Below are 18862 nucleotides of genomic sequence, written 5' to 3' on the forward strand. Positions count from 1 at the left end.
TCTCGCCATGGACGGCGTCACCGCAGCTGCGTCTGGAATCCGGCTTTCGCCGGTGACCGGCAAATGCTCAGTCCGGCATCGCCGGCAGGTCGGTCACGCCCGGATCGATGCCGAACTGCATCAGCAGCGTCGTCGCCTGGCCGCGGTGATGGGTCTGGTGGTTGAAGAAATGCGTCACGAACTGCCAGTTCGGGCTGCTGAAGGTCTTGCCGCTCATCTGGCTGGTGAAGCTGAAGGTGGCGGCCAGCCAGGTCTCGTCGAGCGTCTCCACCCAAGCCAGGATCTCCTCGTCGAGCCGCTCGCGCTCGACGCGCAGCGAGGCGAAGTCCGGCCGCTGTGGCTGCCGCGGGTTCAGGGTCGCGACGTCGCGGCCGCTGAAGCGGTATAGCCAGGCGGTGTCGGCGTAGACCAGGTGATCCAGCGTGCCCTGCAGCGACTTGAAGAAGGCGCCGCGGTCTTCCTGGCGCTGCGCGTCGCCGAGCTGGGCGGCACAGGCATAGAGCTTCCGGTTCATCCAGCGGTTGTACTGCGCCATGCGGCGGCACCACGGCTGCGTGATCATCATTTCACCCCGTCAGGTAGGTATACCCCGTCAGCCCCGCCTCCAGCTCCGCCAGCAGCGCGTCGCGTTCCGCTGCAGGGATGCCGCTGGCGGCGAACTTCTTGCGGTAGCTGCGGGCCAGGTCCTCGGGCGTGTAGTGGACGTAGCGCAGCAGCTCGTCGGTGCGGTCGCCCTGCTCGGCGTCCTGCAGTTTCCAGCTACCGTTCTCCACCACCACGTTGACGGCGTTGGTGTCGCCGAACAGGTTGTGCATGTCGCCGAGGATTTCCTGGTAGGCGCCGACCATGAAGAAGGCGATCAGGTAGTCCTCACCCTCGCGCAGCGAGTGCAGCGGCAGCGTCGGTTCCAGGCCGCCGCGGTCGACGTAGGAGTCGATGCGGCCGTCGGAATCGCAGGTCAGGTCGCAGAGGCCGGCGCGGATGTCGGGGCGCTCGTCGAGGCGGTGGATCGGCAGGATCGGGAAGACCTGGTCGATGGCCCATGCGTCAGGCACCGACTGGAACACCGAGAAGTTGCAGAAGTACTTCTCCACCAGCTTCTCGCGCAGCTCGTCCAGGGCCTCGCGGTGCACGCGGATGCTCGGGTCCAGGCGCGGCTGCACCGCGCGGCAGACCGCGAAGTAGGTGCGCTCGGCGTAGGCGCGCTGGGTCAGCGTCAGCGTGCCGTGGGTGTACTGCGCCTGCGCCTCGCCGAGGAAGGCGACGGCGTCGTGCAGGCATTCCAGCGGGCCGCGCGTGTCGATTTCCGCGATCAGGTCGTGCAGCTCATGCAGGATCGTCGGGTCGTCCTGCGCCGGTTCGCCGGGGGTGCCGGTCGGGGCCAGTTCCTTGTCGATCACCGAGGTGATCAGCACGGCGTGGTGTGCGGTCAGGGCGCGGCCGGACTCGGAGATGATGTCGGGCTCGGGCTCGCCGGCTTCGCCGCAGACGTCCTGCAGGGTGCGCACGATGTTGCGGGCGTACTCGCGCTGCGAGTAGTTCATGGAGCAGTAGCTGCGCGAGCGCGTGCCCTCGTAGTCCACGCCCAGGCCGCCGCCGACGTCCAGCACCGTGATCGGCGCGCCGAGGCGGCGCAGCTCGACGTAGAAGCGCGCGGCCTCGCGCATGCCGCGCTGGATGTCCTGCACGTTGGCCACCTGCGAGCCGAGGTGGAAGTGGATCATCTGCACGGAGTCGACGTAGCCGGCGGCGCGCACCTGCTCCAGCGCCTCCAGCACCTGGCTGGTGGACAGGCCGAACTTGGACTTCTCGCCGCCGGTGTTCTGCCACTTGCCGGCCGAGATCGAGGCCAGGCGTACGCGCAGGCCGATCAGCGGCTGCACGCCGAGCTTGCGCGACTCCTCGATCACCAGCGGCAGTTCGGAGGGCTTCTCGACGACGATGTAGACGCGGTGGCCCAGCTTCTGGCCGATCAGGGCACGGCGGACGTAGCCGCGGTCCTTGTAGCCGTTGCAGACGATGACGCTGCCCGGCAGGGCCACGCCCAGCACGGCCGCCAGCTCGGGCTTGGAGCCGGCCTCCAGGCCGACCCGCTCGCCGCCGTGGCGCACGATCTCCTCGACCACCTCGCGCTGCTGGTTGACCTTGATCGGGTAGACCGCCGTATAGCGGCCGGCATAGCCCAGCTCGGAGATCACCCCGGCGAAGGCCCCGGTCAGGGCGTCGACCCGGTCATGCAGGATGTTGGCGAAGCGCACCAGCACCGGCAGCTCCAGGCCCTCGGCGGGCAGGCTGCGGGCCAGTTCATAGAGGTCGATCTGGGCGGAGGAGGCCTCGCGCTGGGGGCGGACCACCAGGTGACCGGCCGGGTTGACGTCGAAGTAACCCTCGCCCCACCAGGGCATGTTGTACAGGTCACGGGCCTGGGCAGGGGTCCAGGGGGCGGTCATGTCATTCATTGGCAAGGCTCGGGCCGATATACTCGCGGCCGCGAATTCTACCCCCTTCAGGAAGCGATCCCCATGACACTTGATTCCAGCTGGTTCACCGAGCCCATGGAGGCCACCGGCACGGCCTTCTCCCTGAAGGGCAAGAAGCTCCACGAGGAGCAGACCCCCTACCAGAAGATCGAGATCTGGCAGACCGAGACCTTCGGCTACCTGATGACCATCGACGGCTGCACCATGGTCTCGACCCGCGACAACTTCCTCTACCACGAGATGATGTCGCACCCGGCCCTGAACTCCCACCCGAACCCGCAGACCGTGGTGATCGTGGGCGGCGGCGACTGCGGCACCCTGCGCGAGGTGCTCAAGCACCCCGAGGTGAAGTCCGCCACCCAGGTGGAGATCGACGAGCGCGTCACCCGCCTGTCGGAACAGTACTTCCCGGAGCTCTGCGACAGGAACGCCGACCCCCGCGCCACGCTGTTCTTCGGCGACGGCATCCAGTGGATGAAGGACGCCGCCCCGGGCTCGATCGACCTGATCATCATCGACTCGACCGACCCGGTCGGCCCGGCCGAAGGCCTGTTCGGCAAGCGCTTCTACCTGGACTGCATCAAGGCCCTGAAGCCCGACGGCATGCTGGTGCAGCAGTCCGAATCGCCGCTGCTGCACCTGGAGCTGATCAAGGAGATGCACCAGGCGATGCGCGAGGCCGGCTTCGCCCAGACCACCCTGCTGCACTTCCCGCAGGTGATCTACCCCTCGGGCTGGTGGTCCGGCTCCATCGCCAGCAAGCAGGCCGGCGCCCTGGCGCAGCGCCTGGACGAGAAGGCGATCGCGGCACTGGATGCGCAGTTCTACAACGCCGACACGCACCGCGGCGCCTTTGCGCTGCCGACCTACGTGAAGAAGGCGCTGGCGGGTCTCTGAGCGCTGGCGTCAATAAAAACGGGCCGCATCGCGGCCCGTTTTTATTTATATGACAATGCTGCCATTATACCGTGTTTATCACGGCGCCTTGGCTGCCGCAGGGACGGTGCAGGCCTCGTCGGCCTGCTTCTGGGCCAGTTCGATCAGCTGCTTGCGCTCTTCCTCGCTGTATTCCTTTTCACGGCCCAGGGAGTCGCGCTCGACGATGCGGCCGGCATCCTTGTACTCGGCCACGTTCTTGGTCTTCTTGTCGCAGGCCGCCTGGTCGATGCCAGGGGCGGCCGCGGCCGGCGCGGCGCCGCCCGGCGGCTTGATGTCCACGCGCTTCCAGCCGTCCTGCGGCCGGTCTCCGTAATGGATGCGCCCCGCGGGGTCCACCCACTTGTAGACCTCGGCCGCCATGGCCGGGCCCGTCAGCATCAGTCCCAGCGCCAGTATCTTGAGTGTCCGCATTCCCTGCTCCGCGTCGGCGTCAATACAGGCAGTGTATTACGCTGCGCGCAGGCATGACAGCAAGCCCCCGATGCAACCCGAAATCCCGCAACGCGCGGCCTTTGCGCTCGACCTGGAACCCGGCGACTACCTCTGGTGCGCCTGCGGGCGCTCGCGCAGCCAGCCGTTCTGCGACGGCTCGCACCCGGGCAGCGGCTTCGAGCCGCTGCGCTTCACGATCAGGCCGGGGCGCGTGCGCACGCACTGGCTCTGCGGCTGCAAGCATACGAAGCAGCCGCCGTTCTGCGATGCCAGCCACAACCGGCTGCCGCGGGAAAAGTAGCGCTCCTGCACGGCAAGAGCAGGGCTTTCGGCGGCAGAAAGCAAAAGGGCGGCCCGGGGGCCGCCCTTTTCGTGAACCGCTGCAGGACTCAGAGCGACTGCAGGTCGTAGCCGCGCTCGTTGTGCTGCGTGGTATCCAGGCCCACGGTCTCCTGCTCCTCGCTGACGCGCAGGCCGACCGTGGCGCCCAGCAGCTTGAGCAGGCCCCAGGTGACCACGGCGGTGTAGCCCAGCGTCGCGCCGATGCCCAGCAGCTGCACGCCGAGCTGCGAGCCCATGCCCATGCCCTCGGCATAGCCCTGGCCGCTGAACACGCCCAGCGCGGACGAGGCGAAGATGCCGGCGAAGAAGGTGCCGAGCATGCCGCCGACGCCGTGCACCGGGAACACGTCGAGGGAGTCGTCGACCTTCAGTACCCGCTTGAGGCCATGGGTGGCGAAGAAGCAGACGAAGCCGGCCACCAGGCCGATCACCAGGGCGCCGCCGGGGCCGACGTAGCCCGAGGCCGGGGTAATGGTGCCCAGCCCTGCGACCATGCCGGTGACGATGCCCAGGGCCGAGGGCTTGCCGTACTTGACCCACTCGATGGCGCTCCACATCAGCGCACCGGCGGCCGCCGAGGTATGGGTGACCAGGATCGCCATGCCGGCATTGCCGTTGGCGGCCAGGGCCGAGCCGCCGTTGAAGCCGAACCAGCCGACCCACAGCATGCCGGCGCCGGTCACGGTCATGGTCATGTTGTGCGGCATCATCGGCGTCTGCATGAAGCCGCGGCGCTGGCCCAGCACGATCGCCGCCACCAGTGCGGCGACGCCGGCGGTGATGTGGACCACGGTGCCGCCGGCGAAGTCCAGCAGGCCGCGCTTGAACAGCCAGCCGTCCGCCGCCCAGACCCAGTGGCAGACCGGCAGGTAGACCGCCAGCAGCCACAGCACCGAGAACAGCAGGATGGCCGAGAACTTCATGCGCTCGGCGAAGCCGCCGATCACCAGGGCCGGCGTGATCGCGGCAAAGGTCAGCTGGTACATGGCGAAGGCGGTCTCGGGAATGGTGCCGTTCACCGAGTTCTCGCCGACGCCGTAGAAGAAGGCCTTGGACAGGCCGCCGATGAAGCCATTGCCGGGGGCGAACGCCAGGCTGTAGCCGCAGACCAGCCAGACCACCGAGACCACGCAGACGATGGCGAAGCACTGCACCAGCACCGACAGCACGTTCTTGGCGCGTACCAGGCCGCCGTAGAACAGGGCCAGGCCCGGCAGGCTCATGAACAGCACCAGGGCGGTCGACGTCATGATCCAGGCGGTATCGCCGGAATTGATGCCTTCCTGTGCCGATGCCGCCATTGGCATCAGCGCAAACAGCGCGCAGATCAGCTTTTTCATCGCTCCCCCTTGAGCATAAAAAAACCCCCGTCGCCTTTGACGGGGGTATGAATGAACTGCGGTCTCAGACCGCTTCTACGCCGGACTCGCCGGTGCGGATGCGCACGGTCTGGTCGAGGTCGTAGACGAAGATCTTGCCGTCGCCGATCTGGCCGGTCTTGGCGGCCTTCTGGATCGCTTCCACCGCCTTGTCGATCATGTCGGGCCCCAGGGCAACCTCGAGCTTGATCTTGGGCAGCAGGTCGACGGTGTATTCGGCGCCGCGGTACAGCTCGGTATGGCCCTTCTGGCGACCGAAACCGCGCACCTCGGTCACCGTCATGCCCTGCACCCCGATGTCGGCCAGCGCCTCGCGGACGGCGTCCAGCTTGAAGGGCTTGATGATGGCGATGAGCATTTTCATGGGCGGCTCCGCAGGCGGGCTGTATTTTTGGAGCCGCAAGTCTACCCCGCCCCCCGCCCAAAAAGAAAAGGGCGGGTGCCTAGGCACCCGCCCCGAGTTCCGGCCGGCTTGCGCCGGGCGGGGATCCTTTCTTCTTAGTTGTAGGCCTTCTCGCCGTGCTCGGCGAGGTCCAGGCCCTCGGATTCCTGCTCCTCGGTCACGCGGATACCCATCGTGAACTTGAGGATCAGCAGGGTCACCGCGGACACCACGGCCGACAGGACGATGGCGACCAGGACAGCCTTGACCTGGATCATGATCTGGCCCGAGGAGTAGCCCGGAACCAGTTCCACCCAGTTGTTGTACACGCCGACGCCGCCCTTGGCCGGGTCGACGAAGACGCCGGTCAGGATCGCGCCGATGATGCCGCCCACCGCGTGGACACCGAAGGCGTCGAGCGCGTCGTCATAGCCCAGCACCTTCTTCAGGTAGGCCACGGCGAAGAAGCAGACGAAGCCCGCGACCAGGCCGATGATCAGGCCGCCGCAGATGCCGACGAAGCCGCAGGCCGGGGTGATGGCCACCAGGCCGGCGATGGCGCCGGAGATGATGCCCAGCAGCGACGGCTTGCCCTTGAAGATCCACTCCGCGAAGAACCAGGCGGCGGCGGCGGCGGCGGTGGCGAACATGGTGTTGGCGAACGCCAGGACGGCGTAGCCATTGGCCTCGAGGTTGGAGCCGGCGTTGAAGCCGAACCAGCCGAACCACAGCAGCGCGGCGCCGATCATCGACATGGTCAGGCTGTGCGGAGCCATCGAGGTCTTGCCGTAGCCCGAGCGCTTGCCGAGGATGATCGCGGCAACCAGGCCGGCGATACCGGCGTTGATGTGCACCACGGTGCCGCCGGCGAAGTCCAGCGCGCCGAGCTGCCAGAGGTAACCGGCGGTGGCGTTGAGGCCATCAACCTGGTCGAGCGTCTGGTAGGCATCCGGGCCCGCCCACCACCAGACCATGTGCGCCATCGGCAGGTAGGAGAAGGTGAACCAGACCACCGAGAAGATCATCACGGCCTTGAACTTCATGCGCTCGGCGTAGGCGCCGGCGATCAGGGCCACAGTGATGCAGGCGAAGGTCATCTGGAACACGGCGAACAGCAGTTCCGGAATCACCACGCCCTTGCTGAAGGTGGCGGTCGCGGTGAAGAAGCCGTTGGCGTCATACACCACGCCCTTCAGGAACAGCTTGTCCAGCGTTCCGATGAAAGGACCGGTGCCGCTGAAGGCCAGGCTGTAGCCGTAGACCACCCACAGAACGCCGATCACCGAGAAGATGGCGAAGGTCTGGGTCAGGGTCGACAGCATGTTCTTCTGGCGGACCATGCCGCCGTAGAACAGGGCCAGGCCCGGCAGGGACATCAGCAGCACGAACGCGGTGGAAACCAGCATCCACGCGACGTTGCCTTCATTGAATACCGGGGCGACCGGCTTGGCTTCCTCAGCCGCCGGAGCGGCAGCCTCGGCCGGCGCCGCAGCAGCGGCCTCGGCGGTAGCAGCCGCTTCTACCGCGGCGGCAGCCGGAGCAGACGGCGAGTCGGTTTGCGCCCAGGCAGGCGCTGCAAGGCCGCACACGGCGGCCAGCATCAATGCACTAAGAGTCTTACGCATCATGGTCATGATTCCCTGTCAGAGAGCGTCCTTGCCAGTCTCACCCGTGCGGATACGGATGGCCTGGTCAAGGGTAAAGACGAAGATCTTGCCGTCGCCGATCTTGCCGGTATGGGCAGCCTTGCTGATGGCGTCGATGGCGCCGTCGAGCTTGTCGTTGTCGACCGCGACTTCGATCTTCACCTTGGGCAGGAAATCGACGACATACTCGGCACCGCGGTACAGCTCGGTGTGGCCCTTCTGGCGGCCGAAGCCCTTGACCTCGGTCACCGTGATGCCAGCGACGCCGAGATCCGAGAGTGCTTCACGCACCTCGTCCAGCTTGAACGGCTTGATGATCGCCGTGATTAGTTTCATGAAAAGACTCCTGGGTCGGAAAACATGTTTCCGCCGGAGCAAATACCTGGGCCCCCAGCGGTCAAGCCGGAAAAAAGCACGGAGCGTGCCAACCGGCGCCCCGGACCGCTAAACTGCGGCCGTCCCCCGGAGCCTGTTTCGATGATCGACCCCCGCCAGCTCGAAGACCTCGCCACACGCCTCGGCGCCGTGATTCCCCCCGGCCTGCGCGGCATGAAGCGCGAGCTGGAGGACAACTTCCGGGCCGTGCTGCGCGCCAACCTGGAGAAGTGGGACCTGGTGTCGCGTGAACGCTTCGATATCCAGGCCGAGCTGCTGGCGCGCACCCAGGCGCGCCTGTCGGCACTGGAAAAGCGCTTGATTGAACTGGAAAAAAAGGCCGCGCCGGGCAGCTGAGCCATGAGCCTTGCGACGGTCCTGAGCCGCGCCCAGAACGGCCTGGCGGCCGATCCGGTGCGGGTGGAAGTGCACCTCGCCCCGGGCCTGCCGGGCCTGAGCATCGTCGGCCTGCCGGAAGCCGCGGTGCGCGAGTCCAAGGACCGGGTCCGGGCCGCCATCGCCAACTGCGGCTACCAGTTCCCCAATCGCCGCATCACCTGCAACCTGGCGCCTGCGGACCTGCCCAAGAACGGCGGCCGCTTCGACCTCGCGATTGCCCTGGGCATTCTTGCCGCCTCCGAGCAGATACCGCCGCAGCGCATTGAAAACATGGAAGTTCTCGGGGAGCTGTCGCTCTCCGGGGAGATCATGCCGGTGCAGGGCACGCTGTCGGCCGCCCTGAAGGCCTCGGCGGCGGGCAACCGCCTGCTGGTGCCGGCGGGCAATTTCGCCGAGGCCAGCCTGGCGAATTCCGCCGAAATCCTGGTATCGCACCATCTTGGTGCGCTTTGCGCTGCCCTGCATGAGGGCAGCCTCGCGCCACAACGGACCACGGCCGCGCGTCCGGCGGTGGGCGGACAACCCGACCTGGCCGAGGTCCGCGGCCAGGGGCAGGCGAAACGCGCGCTGGAGATCGCCGCCGTTGGTGGACATTCGCTGCTGATGCTGGGGCCGCCGGGCTCCGGCAAGTCGATGCTGGCCCAGCGCCTGGCGCCCCTGCTGCCGCCGATGACTGAGGAGGAAGCCCTGGAGGCCGCGGCCATCGCCTCGATCGGTCCCGGGGGCTTCGATGCACGGAAATGGGGCATTCGCGCCTTTCGCAGCCCGCATCACACCGCGTCCGGTGTCGCCCTGGTCGGCGGCGGCAGCAGTCCCAAGCCCGGCGAGATCACCCTGGCGCACCATGGCGTGCTGTTCCTGGACGAACTGCCCGAATTCGACCGCCGGGTGCTGGAGGTGCTGCGCGAGCCGTTGGAGAGCGGCAGCATCACCGTGTCGCGCGCGGCGCGGCAGTCGGACTTCCCCGCCCGCTTCCAGCTGGTGGCGGCGATGAACCCCTGCCCTTGCGGGTACTTGGGCGATACCAGCGGCAAGTGCCGCTGCACCCCGGACCAGGTGCTGCGCTACCGCGGGCGCATCTCGGGCCCGCTGCTGGATCGCATCGACCTGCAGCTGTTCGTGCCGCGCGTGGAGCGGGAGACGCTCACGGCCGCCACCTCGCCGACAGCAGAAACCAGCGAGCAGGTGCGCGTCCGTGTGACCGCCGCGCGCCAGCGCCAGCTGGCGCGCCAGGGCAAGCCCAATGCCGCGCTGGGGCCGAAGGAACTGGAGCAGCATTGCCGTCCCGAGCCGGCCGCCCAGACCCTGCTGGAGGCGGCCATGACCCGGCTGTCGCTGTCGGCGCGGGCCTATCACCGCGTGCTCAAGGTGGCCCGCAGCATCGCCGACATGGATGCCAGCGAGATCATCGGCAAGGCCCACGTCGCCGAGGCCGTGCGCTACCGCGAAATGGATCGCGGCCAGGCCTAGCCTCAATGGAAAAGGGCCGCTTGCGCGGCCCTTTTGGGGTGGACTTGTAAGTGTCCGGGACAGATTTACAGATCGAACGCCTTCTTCAGGCCGACGAACACCGCTTCCTTGCCCAGGATGTCGTCTTCCGAGTTGGCGGCGATGGCAGCGGTGAAGGTGAGGCCGCCTTCCAGCGTCTTGGCCAGCGTCAGGCTGTAGTCCACGTAGGTGTCTTCGCCGGCCGTCAGGGTGATGCCCGTCTCGACGCCATCGCCGAAGCTGTAGCCGACCTGCGGCGTCAGCGACAGCGTCTCGCTCAGCGCGATCGGGTAGTTGGCCGTCAGGTAGAAGGCCTCGTCCTCGGACACGCCGAACTCGGGGCTGTAGAACAGCTTCAGGCCGAGGCCGGCGACGGTGACGCCGCCGTAGACTTCGGAGAAGTTCGCCTTGGTGGTGTCGCGGTAGCCGTAGAAGATGTAGCCGACGTCATAGGCCACTTCGCCGGCCTTGCCCGCGAAGCCCGCGTACAGGTCGGTTTCGTAGGACCCGAACGCGGTGTTGGAGACCCAGGCGCCGGTGTAGAAGCCGCTGGCGTGGGCGTAGTCGAGGCCGCCCTGCACCGCCGCATCATCGCCGGTCTGGGTGATGCCGCGGAACAGATAGTTGCTGAAGGCAGCGACGTTGCCCGTCGCCCCCGCGAACGCCGAGCCGCTGGTCATCAGAGCAGCAGCAACAGCAATGTGCTTCAGTTTCATGCTTCGCCTCTCCTGAGGAAAATCAAATTTAAGTTGGTTCAAGGCAACGGCGCGCGTAGGTGCCACGCCGAACCCCCGTCACGAAGGAGCAAGCAGCATGCCAAGCACCAGCATGGCTCTACGGGGTGGCGGCGCCCCATTGCAGTGCATCAGCCGCAGGTGCCTGCAGTCAAATGGAAAAGGGCCGCTTTCGCGGCCCTTTCTTGAAGCTTGAAGCAAAAGAGACCGATCAGAACTTGTAGATCGCCTTGACGGCGACGTCGCCCTGGCTGTCCTCGAAGGTAGCGCCGTCCGGGAAGATGTCGTTGTCCGACATGTCCCAACGCACTTCGCCGAGCAGTTCGAGGTTGGCGACGACCTTGTGGCCGAGCGTCAGGGTGACGCTCTGCACGTCGTTGTCGGCACCGGCCACGCCAGCGGCGTCGGAGACGTCGAGGTACTCCGCACGCAGCGAGAGGCGGTTGGCATCGCTGAGCTTGAAGTTGCCGTAGGCCGCCAGGCCCCAGATCACCTGGTCGTCGCTGGTGCCGAAATCGCTGGTGCGGTAGTCGGCGTTCAGCACGAACTGGGTCATGTCGCTCGCCTGAAGGCTGTAGACCACGTCAAGCAACCAGTCCGTGTCGGTAGCGCCACCGTTGTCCGGGCTGTAGTAGCCCGTAACAGCGAGCGAGCTGGCCGACGACGGCGCGAAAGCGGCACCCAGTTCGACCGTCTTCTGCGTGTCGATATCGGGGCTGCCGGCGACGGTGAATGCCGCGTTCGACAGGCCACCGTAGAGCGTCGTGCCGCCCGTCTTGTAGCTGGCGCGCACACCGGTGTGCACCAGCGGCTGCGCGACGGCGAACAGGAAGCCGCGCGAGATGTTGGCGTTGGCGGTGTCGTTGATCACCTCGGCGCCGGCCAGCGTGACGAAGCGGCCACCCATGATGGTGAGGCCGCCGGTGGCGTACTGCAGGTAGGCCTGGGTGACATTGATGTTGTCTGCGTCACCGGGGCTGGCATCGCCATAGGCGGCGTTGAGCAGCTTGGCATCTTCACCGGCGATCACGTTGATGGCGGCGCCCGCGCCTTGCGCCGGCAGCTTGGCCAGCGTGAATGCAGCCTGGTTCAGGTCGAATGAATCGGTGACAGCATCGAATACATGACCGCCGAGGACCCGGCCGTCGTTGAACCCATAGGTGTAGCCACCGGAAACGTAGCCGTCCAACGTGACGCCCGACGCACCAAGAACTTCGGTGAGATTCGGTGCGGCAGCGGAAGCCATCATCGGAAGGCAGGCGAGACCCGCCGCCGTCAACAAGCCAACGTACTTGCTCATAACGCTCCTTTCACAAAATTTTTGGAACCACCCTTTGCGAACCGGCGTACCGCATTGGTGCGTACTGCCGGTGTCCCCTCTCTCGCGCAAGCACCTAGTTGGTGCAGAGCGGTCCGACTCTAACAGGGCTTCACAAAATTGTCATGAATATGAAACAGCGCCATTTCGGGGCACCAGACGCAAAAAAGGCCGGGCGAAAGCCGGGCCTTTTTGTTGAATCGCGGTTCTCTCAGACGCCGTGCTTCTTCAGCAGGACCTCGACCGCAGCCTTGATCTCCTCGTCCGACAGGTCCGGATCGCCACCGCGCGGCGGCATGTTGTTCTTGCCGTCGACAGCGTGCTTGACCAGGCCATCCAGGCCGCCACTGGCGCCCTTGCGGGCCGACCAGGACGCCTTGTCGTGCGGGGCGCCGAGAACGCCGGCATCGTGGCAGGCGCCACAGACCTTGGCCACCACCTGGTCGCCGGTGTAGGCGGCACGCTGGACCTTGCTGGCGGCCTGCATCTGCAGCAGCACGTTGGGGTCTGTCACCACGGTGCCCAGCGGGGCGGTGCGCGCATTCAGGCGATCCTTGCCGGTGGCATCGCCATGGCCGTCACCCTTGTCGATCAGCGCCGCGGCGCCGATGCAGATGAAGAAAATCAGGAACAGGGCCCCCATGACTTTGCCGAAATTTGCGAAGAAAACGCTATCGTGGTTCTTGTGGTCCACGGGGACTCCCTGGTGACGTGGCTATATGGCTTTTGCGGCGCGGGAGTATAGCCGGTACCGGCTTTTGCGGGTATCCTTGCCGGCCGCATCCTGCCCCCACCCTGCCCCGCCGCAGGTGGCCCCCGGCAGGCAGTGCCGGCATGTATAACGCGCCCGTAGCTCAGCTGGATAGAGTGCCGGTTTCCGAAACCGTAGGTCGCAGGTTCGAATCCTGCCGGGCGCACCAGTTATTGATGGCTACCTGCCCTCTCCCGGCAGGATTCGAGCCTGCGACAAACAAATCATAGGTTCGACCACCCAGCGCCAGCCGGGTGGCATCGTCACCGCAGGCGACGACCCCAACGGGGCGAGGCGAAGCCGAGTCATCCTGCCGGACGCACCAATTCAAAGACTTAGCAATAGCCGCGGCGCAATCCCCTGCCCGCTACTGGGCCACGACATGCCCTGCCGCCTGCTCCCATCTGCCGTCATGGCTTGCGTCGGAGTTCGCCAACTCTCAATCGCTAGGCCCCTGCTTTCCTGCCACGTGCCTTTGCAGAGGGCCTTTCAGCGATAGGCTGATCGGCCACAACCACCGCTATGCCGGCCTGCTCAAGAAAGCGCTTGTGTTCGTCGCGTATTTCCGCATCGGTCACAACAACATCAATTTCCGACAGCTCGCAGAGAACGTGACCTGTCGGCGCCTCGAACTTGCTGCTGTCGACCAGCAGAACCAGTTCATCCGCCCGCTCCAAGAGTCGGCGCTCGGCCTGGGCAAGAATGGCGTCCGTCTGCATAACCCCGTGCCGACCGATTGAAGCAGCCCCCATGAACATGCGAGAAGCACGGTAACGCCCCATGCCGTCGTTGTCGAAAGGGGAGAGAATGATGTTTTGTTCCCTGAATACGTTACCTGCCGGCAAGGCGATCCTGGTGCTCTGCTGGGGAAGAAGCGCATCGATGATGTGGAGAGAGTTGCTCAAAACCAGCAACTCCAGGCCGTCCAGGAACGGGCACATCGCCAGAGTCGTAGAGCCGCCATCAATGATGATCGATTCACCATGGCGACAAAGACCTGCGGCAGCGCGTCCTATGCTCTCTTTGGCCTCACGTCGACGTTGAACGTTCTGTTGGAACGGCGCGCCGCCTAACCTGGGCGGTTCATCCCGCACATCCTCCGCTTCGCTCCCAGCAAGCCTGGCACCGCCGCGAACGCGAACGATCTGACCGGTGTGTTCCAGCTTTTCCAGATCACGCCGCAAGGTTGCGGGAGATACCTCGACCTGGCGGTCAAGTTCCTGAAAGGAAATGAAGCCTCGCTGGCGCAGCAGTTGCAGGATGAATCGTTCGCGTTCAGCAGCGTGCATGGGACTCCGGACCGATGGTTTCAGACGATGCCTGCGCCCCCCGTGCTGACACGACGCTCCTGCGCCTTGCTCGTCCGCCACCCCGCTTGACGATAGGCGCCGATAGGGTCGATCGCGCCCCCCTGTTCGTAGCGGGCCATGGCAACAATCGGCGTGACATCGACATTATAGGCCCGCCGGAGCGTCTGAAAGCCCAGCATGACGTCGTTGGTTTGCTGATGCTGCTGCAGCGCACCGCGATCCACGAGGAGGGCGCGGGCATAGGCTCCAGCGATGGCTTCGGCGCTGGAGAGCAGGCTCTCGATGGGGTCCGTGATGTTGTGTGACTGGTCGATCATGTAAGCCGGGGCAAACGTGTCCGGCGACCGCAGTGCGGCCTCGACGAGTTCGTTGAAGACCAGGAACAGCTGGTGGGGGTTGATGGAACCGGAGTCCAGATCGTCGTCACCGTACTTGGAGTCGTTGAAGTGGAACCCACCTAGTTTTCCAAAGCGGTGCAAGCGCGCCACGATCTGTTCAATATTCACGCTCGGCGCATGGTGGCCCAGGTCAACCAGGCACTGCGCCTGAGGCCCCAACTGCTGCGCGGCGAGAATGCTGCTGCCCCAGTCAGAAATCACCGTGGAGTAGAAGGCGGGTTCGTAGAGCTTGTGCTCCAGCAGCATTTTCCAATCAGACGGAAGCGTTGCGTAAATCTGTGCGGCAGACTCCAGATAGCGATCAAAGGACGCCGACAACGACTGCTGCCCAGGAAAATTCGTGCCGTCACCGATCCATACCGTCAATGCCTTGGACCCGAGGGCCTCACCCAGCCGGATGCACTCGACGTTGTGCTCCACGGCCTGCGCTCGAACAGCGGGATTCGAATGCGTCAACGAACCATGCCGATAACTGAGTTTCTGACCCGCAGCGTCCTGAAAGGTGTTGGAGTTTACCGCGTCGAACCCCAATCCGAGACTCTCCGCCTGGTCACGCAATGCCCGCGGATCACTGACCTTGTCCCACGGAAAGTGAGGAGAAACCCTCGGAGTAATCCTGCACAGTTGATGCACAACCGCGCAGTCTTCAAGCTTCTCTTCAAGATGGGTCGGCTCTCCCGCGATAGGGAATCGAGCGAATCTGGTGCCACCCACGCCCACACCCCAACTGGGCTGAGCAAGCTCGAAACGCGCCAGGTGCTTCTTGACGACATCCACATCGATACCACGCCGCTTCAAGCTGTGCGCCAGGTGTCCATAGTCTTCATTGAGTGCCGGCAGGCACTGGTCGTTGTGGGTTTGAACAAGGTCGGCGCTGATGAGCGTCATGCTAGTCTCCGTTATCTTTTATCGCGTGAATGCCTGGGCGTTTCCAGCATCCACATTGATGATGTTTCCAGTCGACTTTGCGGAGGCATCTGACGCAAGGAACAGTACCGCCTCGGCAATATCTTCGGGCAGAACGTCGCGTTTGAGCAGGCTCCTGTTCCGGTAGTGCTGCTCCAGCGCCTCGCCAGAGTCGATGCCGTAGGCCTGAGCCCTTTCCTTGCGCCAGTCGCCGTCCCAAATGCGCGAGCCCCGGATAACCGCATCCGGATTGACGACATTCACGCGAATCCCGCTGGGGCCTCCCTCCAATGCAAGGCATCGCGCAAGATGAACGGCGGCGGCTTTTGCGGAGGCATAAGCCGAAGCATTGGGGGTTGCCGCCAGAGCGTTTTTCGAACCGATGAAGATGATGGAGCCGCCTCGCTTCTTGAGGAGCGGGAAGGCAGCGCGGGACGTGAGGAAATAGCCCTCCGCGAGAACACTGTAGTTCCTGCGCCACAGGTCTACGCTGGTTTCCTCGAGCGATGCCGAGGAGGCCAGCCCCGCATTGGCGACAAGGATATCCAGACCGCCAAACTCCCGCGCGCAACTTTCAAAGCAAGCCGTCACCTGCGCTTCGTCGGTTACATCGCATACTGCGGCTCGCACAAGGTCTTTTCCAAACTGCCTGGCGAATCCATCATGCGCTTGGTCCAGTGCAACAGCGTCGCGATCGGCAATCACGACGCAGGCCCCATCTCGCAGCAGTCGCGCCGCGGTGGCTGCACCGATGCCTCCAGCGCCGCCAGTGATGAGTGCCACACGGCCGACCAAAGGCTTCGGGGGAGGCAGACGCCTGAGCTTGGCCTCCTCCAACTGCCAGTATTCAATGCCGAAGGCCTCACGCTCATCCAGGCCTGCGTACCTGCCGATGGCTTCCGCACCCCGCATGACGTTGATGGCGTTTCCGTAGAACTCCCCGGCCAGGCGCGCCGTCGTTTTGTCGGCAGCAAAGCTGATGCGGCCCAGCCCAGGGACCATGATCACGACTGGATTGGCGTCACGCATGGCCGGATCTCCCGGCTTGGCACAACGCTCGTAGTACGCCGCGTACTTCTCGCGGTACTCGGCAACTGCCTGGGCCAAGTAGGCTTCGTCTTCGATTCGTTCAGGATCCAAAGCCAGCGGGGCGATCTTTGTCCTCAGAAAATGATCAGGACAAGAGGTACCGATGGCTGAGAGCCGCAGAAAATCCCGGCTTCCGGCGAACTCCAGAGATTCGCGGTCATCGCTGAAGTGGCCCACCTTGGGGCGCCCCGCATCCATGACGGCTCGCAGCCGCGGCATCAGCGCTGCCGCGACACGCTCGCGCTGCTCAGCAGGCAGCGGAGGCACAACAGATCCACCAAATGCCGGTCCGGACGCCAGGTGCTGATTCAGGAATCGCGCCGCTCGAGCGATCAGATCGATCGAGTTCTCATAGCAGGATTTTGCGGTATCACCCCAGCAGATCAATCCGTGGCTGGCCATCACGACGCCGCGGAGGCCTGGGTTTTTCTTGACGTACTCGCGCAGCCGCAGGCCCAAGTCGAAGCCCGGTCGCTTCCAGGCCATCCACCCCACGTCACCGCCATAGACTTCCCGGGTGATGGCCTCTCCATTATCCGCGGCGGCCAGGGCGGTGACGGAGTCCGGATGCAGGTGGTCAACATGCGTAAAGGGCAGGAACCCATGCAACGGCGTATCAATTGACGCCGCGCGAGGGTTGAGTGCGAAGGTGCAATGCGGCAGGTAGCCCACCATCTCGTCTTCTTGCTCTACGCCCTGATAGAGCTTCTCCAGGCCAATCAGCTTGTCGAGATACAAACTGGCGAATCCGTCCAGCTTCATCGATCCAATGTCGCCCCCAGACCCCTTGACCCAGAGCACCGGCACCTTTCCACCTGTCAGGGGGTCCACGCCAGTCAGCTTGGCCGAAGTGTTACCGCCACCAAAATTAGTGACTGTCAGGTCGGAACCGAGCAAATTGGAGCGATAGAGAAGAAGTTCCTCGGCTGAAAGGGCGTCGGCCTGTTCATCCGACCATCGGGTGGCGGGAACAGCAAAAGGGCTTGCAGTGTCGTGCGCGTTCATGGCGCCACTTTAATCATTGATCTAGTCAATTTCAATCATTTTAGATAATATTCAATCTCATTGCGTCAATTCAGGAGAGGAATGGTGCTGCCGGGTCGAGTCATTGTCTTCGACATTGGAAAAACACTGGCAAAGCTGAGCCTGTGGGACCCCGATGGGCGTCTGCTTGAGCAGTGGACTCGGCGCAACCTTGAAATCGATGTTGCCGGGCACCGTTGCCTGGACGTGGAAGGTATCGAGGCCTGGGCAATCGAGGTCATGAGCGGATTCGCTCGAAAAGGGGCCGTTTTCGCCATTGTGCCGGTGGGCCACGGTGCCGCCGCTGCAGTCGTACGGCAGGGGCGCCTGGCCTGCGCCGTCACCGACTACGAAGCCTCCATAACGCCTGAGCTACGCAGCCAGTACGATGCTTTGCGCGACCCGTTCACGGCGACCGGCTCACCTGCACTTCCCGATGGCCTCAATTTGGGCGTACAACTCTACCGCCTCGGAGTGGAGCAGCCGGGGGTCTTGCAGGGAGAGGCTCGCATCCTGCCGTGGCCGCAGTACTGGGCCTGGCGGATGTGCGGCGTGACCGCTGCAGAAATCAGTAGTCTTGGCTGCCACACCGATCTGTGGCGCCCCGCTCAGCATCAGCCTTCAGACCTTGCGCATGGTCAGGGCTGGGCCCAGCGATTAGCCCCGCTTCGCCATGCGCGCGAAGCACTGGGAACGCTAACGCCCGAATGGTTTGCACGCACTGGCCTCTCCCCACAGGTCCGCGTGCTCTGCGGCCTGCATGACTCCAATGCGGCATTGCTGGCGGCGCGTGGATTCCCGGAACTCGCCGGGCAGGAGGCCACCACCCTGTCAACTGGCACCTGGTTCGTGGCGATGCGCACCCCAGGTCGCGGTGAACGGCTCGATCCCACTACGCTGTCCGAGACACGGGACTGTTTGGTCAACGTGGATGTCGATGGCCAGCCGATTCCTTCCGCCCGCTTCATGGGCGGGCGCGAGCTCGAGCTTCTGGGGGGGCTATACGGCCAGGATGACAACAACGGCTTGTCGTCAGTCCTGACGGCCGGCAGCTTTGTACTGCCGGGGTGGGTGCCGGGTGTGGGTCCGTACCCACATTCAAAAGGTCGCTGGATCGCCAAGCCCGGGACCTCGGCTGGACAGAGCGCGGCAATAGCCCTGTATGCGGCCCTCATGGTTGATCGCATGCTCGATCTGATTGGCGCAAAAGAGAGATTGCTCATCGAAGGTCGATTCGCACAGTGCTCATTGTTCGTCCAGGCACTCGCGCAGATGCGCCCAGGCACGCAGGTCTACGTAAACGGAGGCGCCGACGGCGGGGTCAGCTATGGGGCTCTACGATTGATAGATCCTGAACTCCCGTCTCCCGGCGAACTGCAGCGCGTCGCGCCCCTCAGGGCAGATCTGAGTGGATACAAAGCCCAGTGGCTAAGCCTTGCCGAAGCGGAATACTCCGCGCCCGCGTAGGCTT

At 64.7% G+C, this 18862-nt stretch carries 18 protein-coding genes and 1 tRNA gene; 6 read left to right on the forward strand and 13 right to left on the reverse strand.

Features of this window, described 5'->3' with window-relative positions; all coding sequences use genetic code 11:
- Positions 1-67: 67 nt before the first annotated feature.
- Positions 68-562, reverse strand: a complete 495-nt coding sequence (locus tag D0B54_RS22340; protein WP_117295458.1) for a DinB family protein — start codon at positions 560-562, stop codon at positions 68-70.
- Between the two features lie 4 nt (positions 563-566).
- A complete protein-coding gene (gene speA, locus D0B54_RS22345) occupies positions 567-2450 on the reverse strand; it encodes a biosynthetic arginine decarboxylase (protein WP_117294312.1) in 1884 nt (627 codons plus the stop codon).
- Between the two features lie 72 nt (positions 2451-2522).
- Between speA and speE the strand changes: the two genes are divergently transcribed.
- Positions 2523-3377 (forward strand): polyamine aminopropyltransferase, encoded by an 855-nt coding sequence (speE, locus tag D0B54_RS22350; RefSeq protein ID WP_117294314.1) that lies wholly within the window; start codon positions 2523-2525, stop codon positions 3375-3377.
- A 78-nt stretch (positions 3378-3455) separates the two neighbouring features.
- Here speE and D0B54_RS22355 read toward each other — a convergent pair whose 3' ends face one another.
- Complete coding sequence (locus D0B54_RS22355) at positions 3456-3830, reverse strand: DUF4124 domain-containing protein (RefSeq protein ID WP_117294316.1); 375 nt, start codon at positions 3828-3830, stop codon at positions 3456-3458.
- A 70-nt stretch (positions 3831-3900) separates the two neighbouring features.
- Between D0B54_RS22355 and D0B54_RS22360 the strand changes: the two genes are divergently transcribed.
- Positions 3901-4152 (forward strand): CDGSH iron-sulfur domain-containing protein, encoded by a 252-nt coding sequence (locus tag D0B54_RS22360; protein ID WP_117294318.1) that lies wholly within the window; start codon positions 3901-3903, stop codon positions 4150-4152.
- An 88-nt stretch (positions 4153-4240) separates the two neighbouring features.
- Here D0B54_RS22360 and D0B54_RS22365 read toward each other — a convergent pair whose 3' ends face one another.
- The 4 genes from D0B54_RS22365 to glnK form a co-directional block, all read right to left on the reverse strand.
- A complete protein-coding gene (locus tag D0B54_RS22365; protein ID WP_117294320.1) occupies positions 4241-5533 on the reverse strand; it encodes an ammonium transporter in 1293 nt (430 codons plus the stop codon).
- A gap of 64 nt (positions 5534-5597) precedes the next feature.
- Complete coding sequence (locus D0B54_RS22370) at positions 5598-5936, reverse strand: P-II family nitrogen regulator (protein WP_104230961.1); 339 nt, start codon at positions 5934-5936, stop codon at positions 5598-5600.
- Between the two features lie 134 nt (positions 5937-6070).
- The gene (locus D0B54_RS22375) at positions 6071-7588 is read right to left on the reverse strand and encodes an ammonium transporter (RefSeq protein WP_301331506.1); all 1518 of its coding nucleotides are present in this window, start codon (positions 7586-7588) and stop codon (positions 6071-6073) included.
- A gap of 9 nt (positions 7589-7597) precedes the next feature.
- Positions 7598-7936, reverse strand: coding sequence for a P-II family nitrogen regulator (glnK, locus tag D0B54_RS22380; protein WP_117294322.1), 339 nt, complete (start codon positions 7934-7936; stop codon positions 7598-7600).
- Between the two features lie 141 nt (positions 7937-8077).
- Between glnK and D0B54_RS22385 the strand changes: the two genes are divergently transcribed.
- Together D0B54_RS22385 and D0B54_RS22390 are read left to right on the forward strand one after the other, a co-directional pair.
- A complete protein-coding gene (locus D0B54_RS22385; RefSeq protein WP_117294324.1) occupies positions 8078-8332 on the forward strand; it encodes an accessory factor UbiK family protein in 255 nt (84 codons plus the stop codon).
- A 3-nt stretch (positions 8333-8335) separates the two neighbouring features.
- Positions 8336-9844 (forward strand): YifB family Mg chelatase-like AAA ATPase, encoded by a 1509-nt coding sequence (locus tag D0B54_RS22390; protein WP_117294326.1) that lies wholly within the window; start codon positions 8336-8338, stop codon positions 9842-9844.
- 65 nt (positions 9845-9909) lie between these two features.
- Here D0B54_RS22390 and D0B54_RS22395 read toward each other — a convergent pair whose 3' ends face one another.
- From D0B54_RS22395 to D0B54_RS22405, 3 genes are all read right to left on the reverse strand, one after another.
- Positions 9910-10578 (reverse strand): TorF family putative porin, encoded by a 669-nt coding sequence (locus D0B54_RS22395; protein ID WP_117294328.1) that lies wholly within the window; start codon positions 10576-10578, stop codon positions 9910-9912.
- 229 nt (positions 10579-10807) lie between these two features.
- Positions 10808-11896 carry an outer membrane beta-barrel protein gene (locus D0B54_RS22400; protein WP_117294330.1) on the reverse strand — a complete coding sequence of 363 codons (1089 nt, stop codon included), beginning with the start codon at positions 11894-11896 and terminating at the stop codon, positions 10808-10810.
- Positions 11897-12125: 229 nt separating this feature from the next.
- A complete protein-coding gene (locus tag D0B54_RS22405) occupies positions 12126-12557 on the reverse strand; it encodes a c-type cytochrome (RefSeq protein ID WP_240433496.1) in 432 nt (143 codons plus the stop codon).
- 200 nt (positions 12558-12757) lie between these two features.
- On the opposite strand from D0B54_RS22405, the gene D0B54_RS22410 reads away from it, so the two are divergent.
- Positions 12758-12834 (forward strand) — tRNA-Arg (locus D0B54_RS22410).
- A 277-nt stretch (positions 12835-13111) separates the two neighbouring features.
- Here the strand turns inward: D0B54_RS22410 and D0B54_RS22415 are convergent.
- From D0B54_RS22415 to D0B54_RS22425, 3 genes are read right to left on the reverse strand one after another with little or no spacing between them, the layout of a single operon-like run.
- On the reverse strand, positions 13112-13954 hold the full coding sequence (locus tag D0B54_RS22415; RefSeq protein ID WP_117294334.1) for a DeoR/GlpR family DNA-binding transcription regulator: 843 nt from the start codon (positions 13952-13954) through the stop codon (positions 13112-13114).
- A 20-nt stretch (positions 13955-13974) separates the two neighbouring features.
- Positions 13975-15261, reverse strand: coding sequence for a TIM barrel protein (locus D0B54_RS22420; protein ID WP_117294336.1), 1287 nt, complete (start codon positions 15259-15261; stop codon positions 13975-13977).
- Positions 15262-15279: 18 nt separating this feature from the next.
- Complete coding sequence (locus tag D0B54_RS22425) at positions 15280-17373, reverse strand: bifunctional rhamnulose-1-phosphate aldolase/short-chain dehydrogenase (RefSeq protein ID WP_117294338.1); 2094 nt, start codon at positions 17371-17373, stop codon at positions 15280-15282.
- 81 nt (positions 17374-17454) lie between these two features.
- On the opposite strand from D0B54_RS22425, the gene D0B54_RS22430 reads away from it, so the two are divergent.
- Positions 17455-18858 (forward strand): FGGY-family carbohydrate kinase, encoded by a 1404-nt coding sequence (locus tag D0B54_RS22430; protein ID WP_117294340.1) that lies wholly within the window; start codon positions 17455-17457, stop codon positions 18856-18858.
- Positions 18859-18862: the final 4 nt, after the last annotated feature.

The sequence above is a fragment of the Solimonas sp. K1W22B-7 genome, assembly GCF_003428335.1.
Lineage (GTDB): Bacteria > Pseudomonadota > Gammaproteobacteria > Nevskiales > Nevskiaceae > Solimonas_A.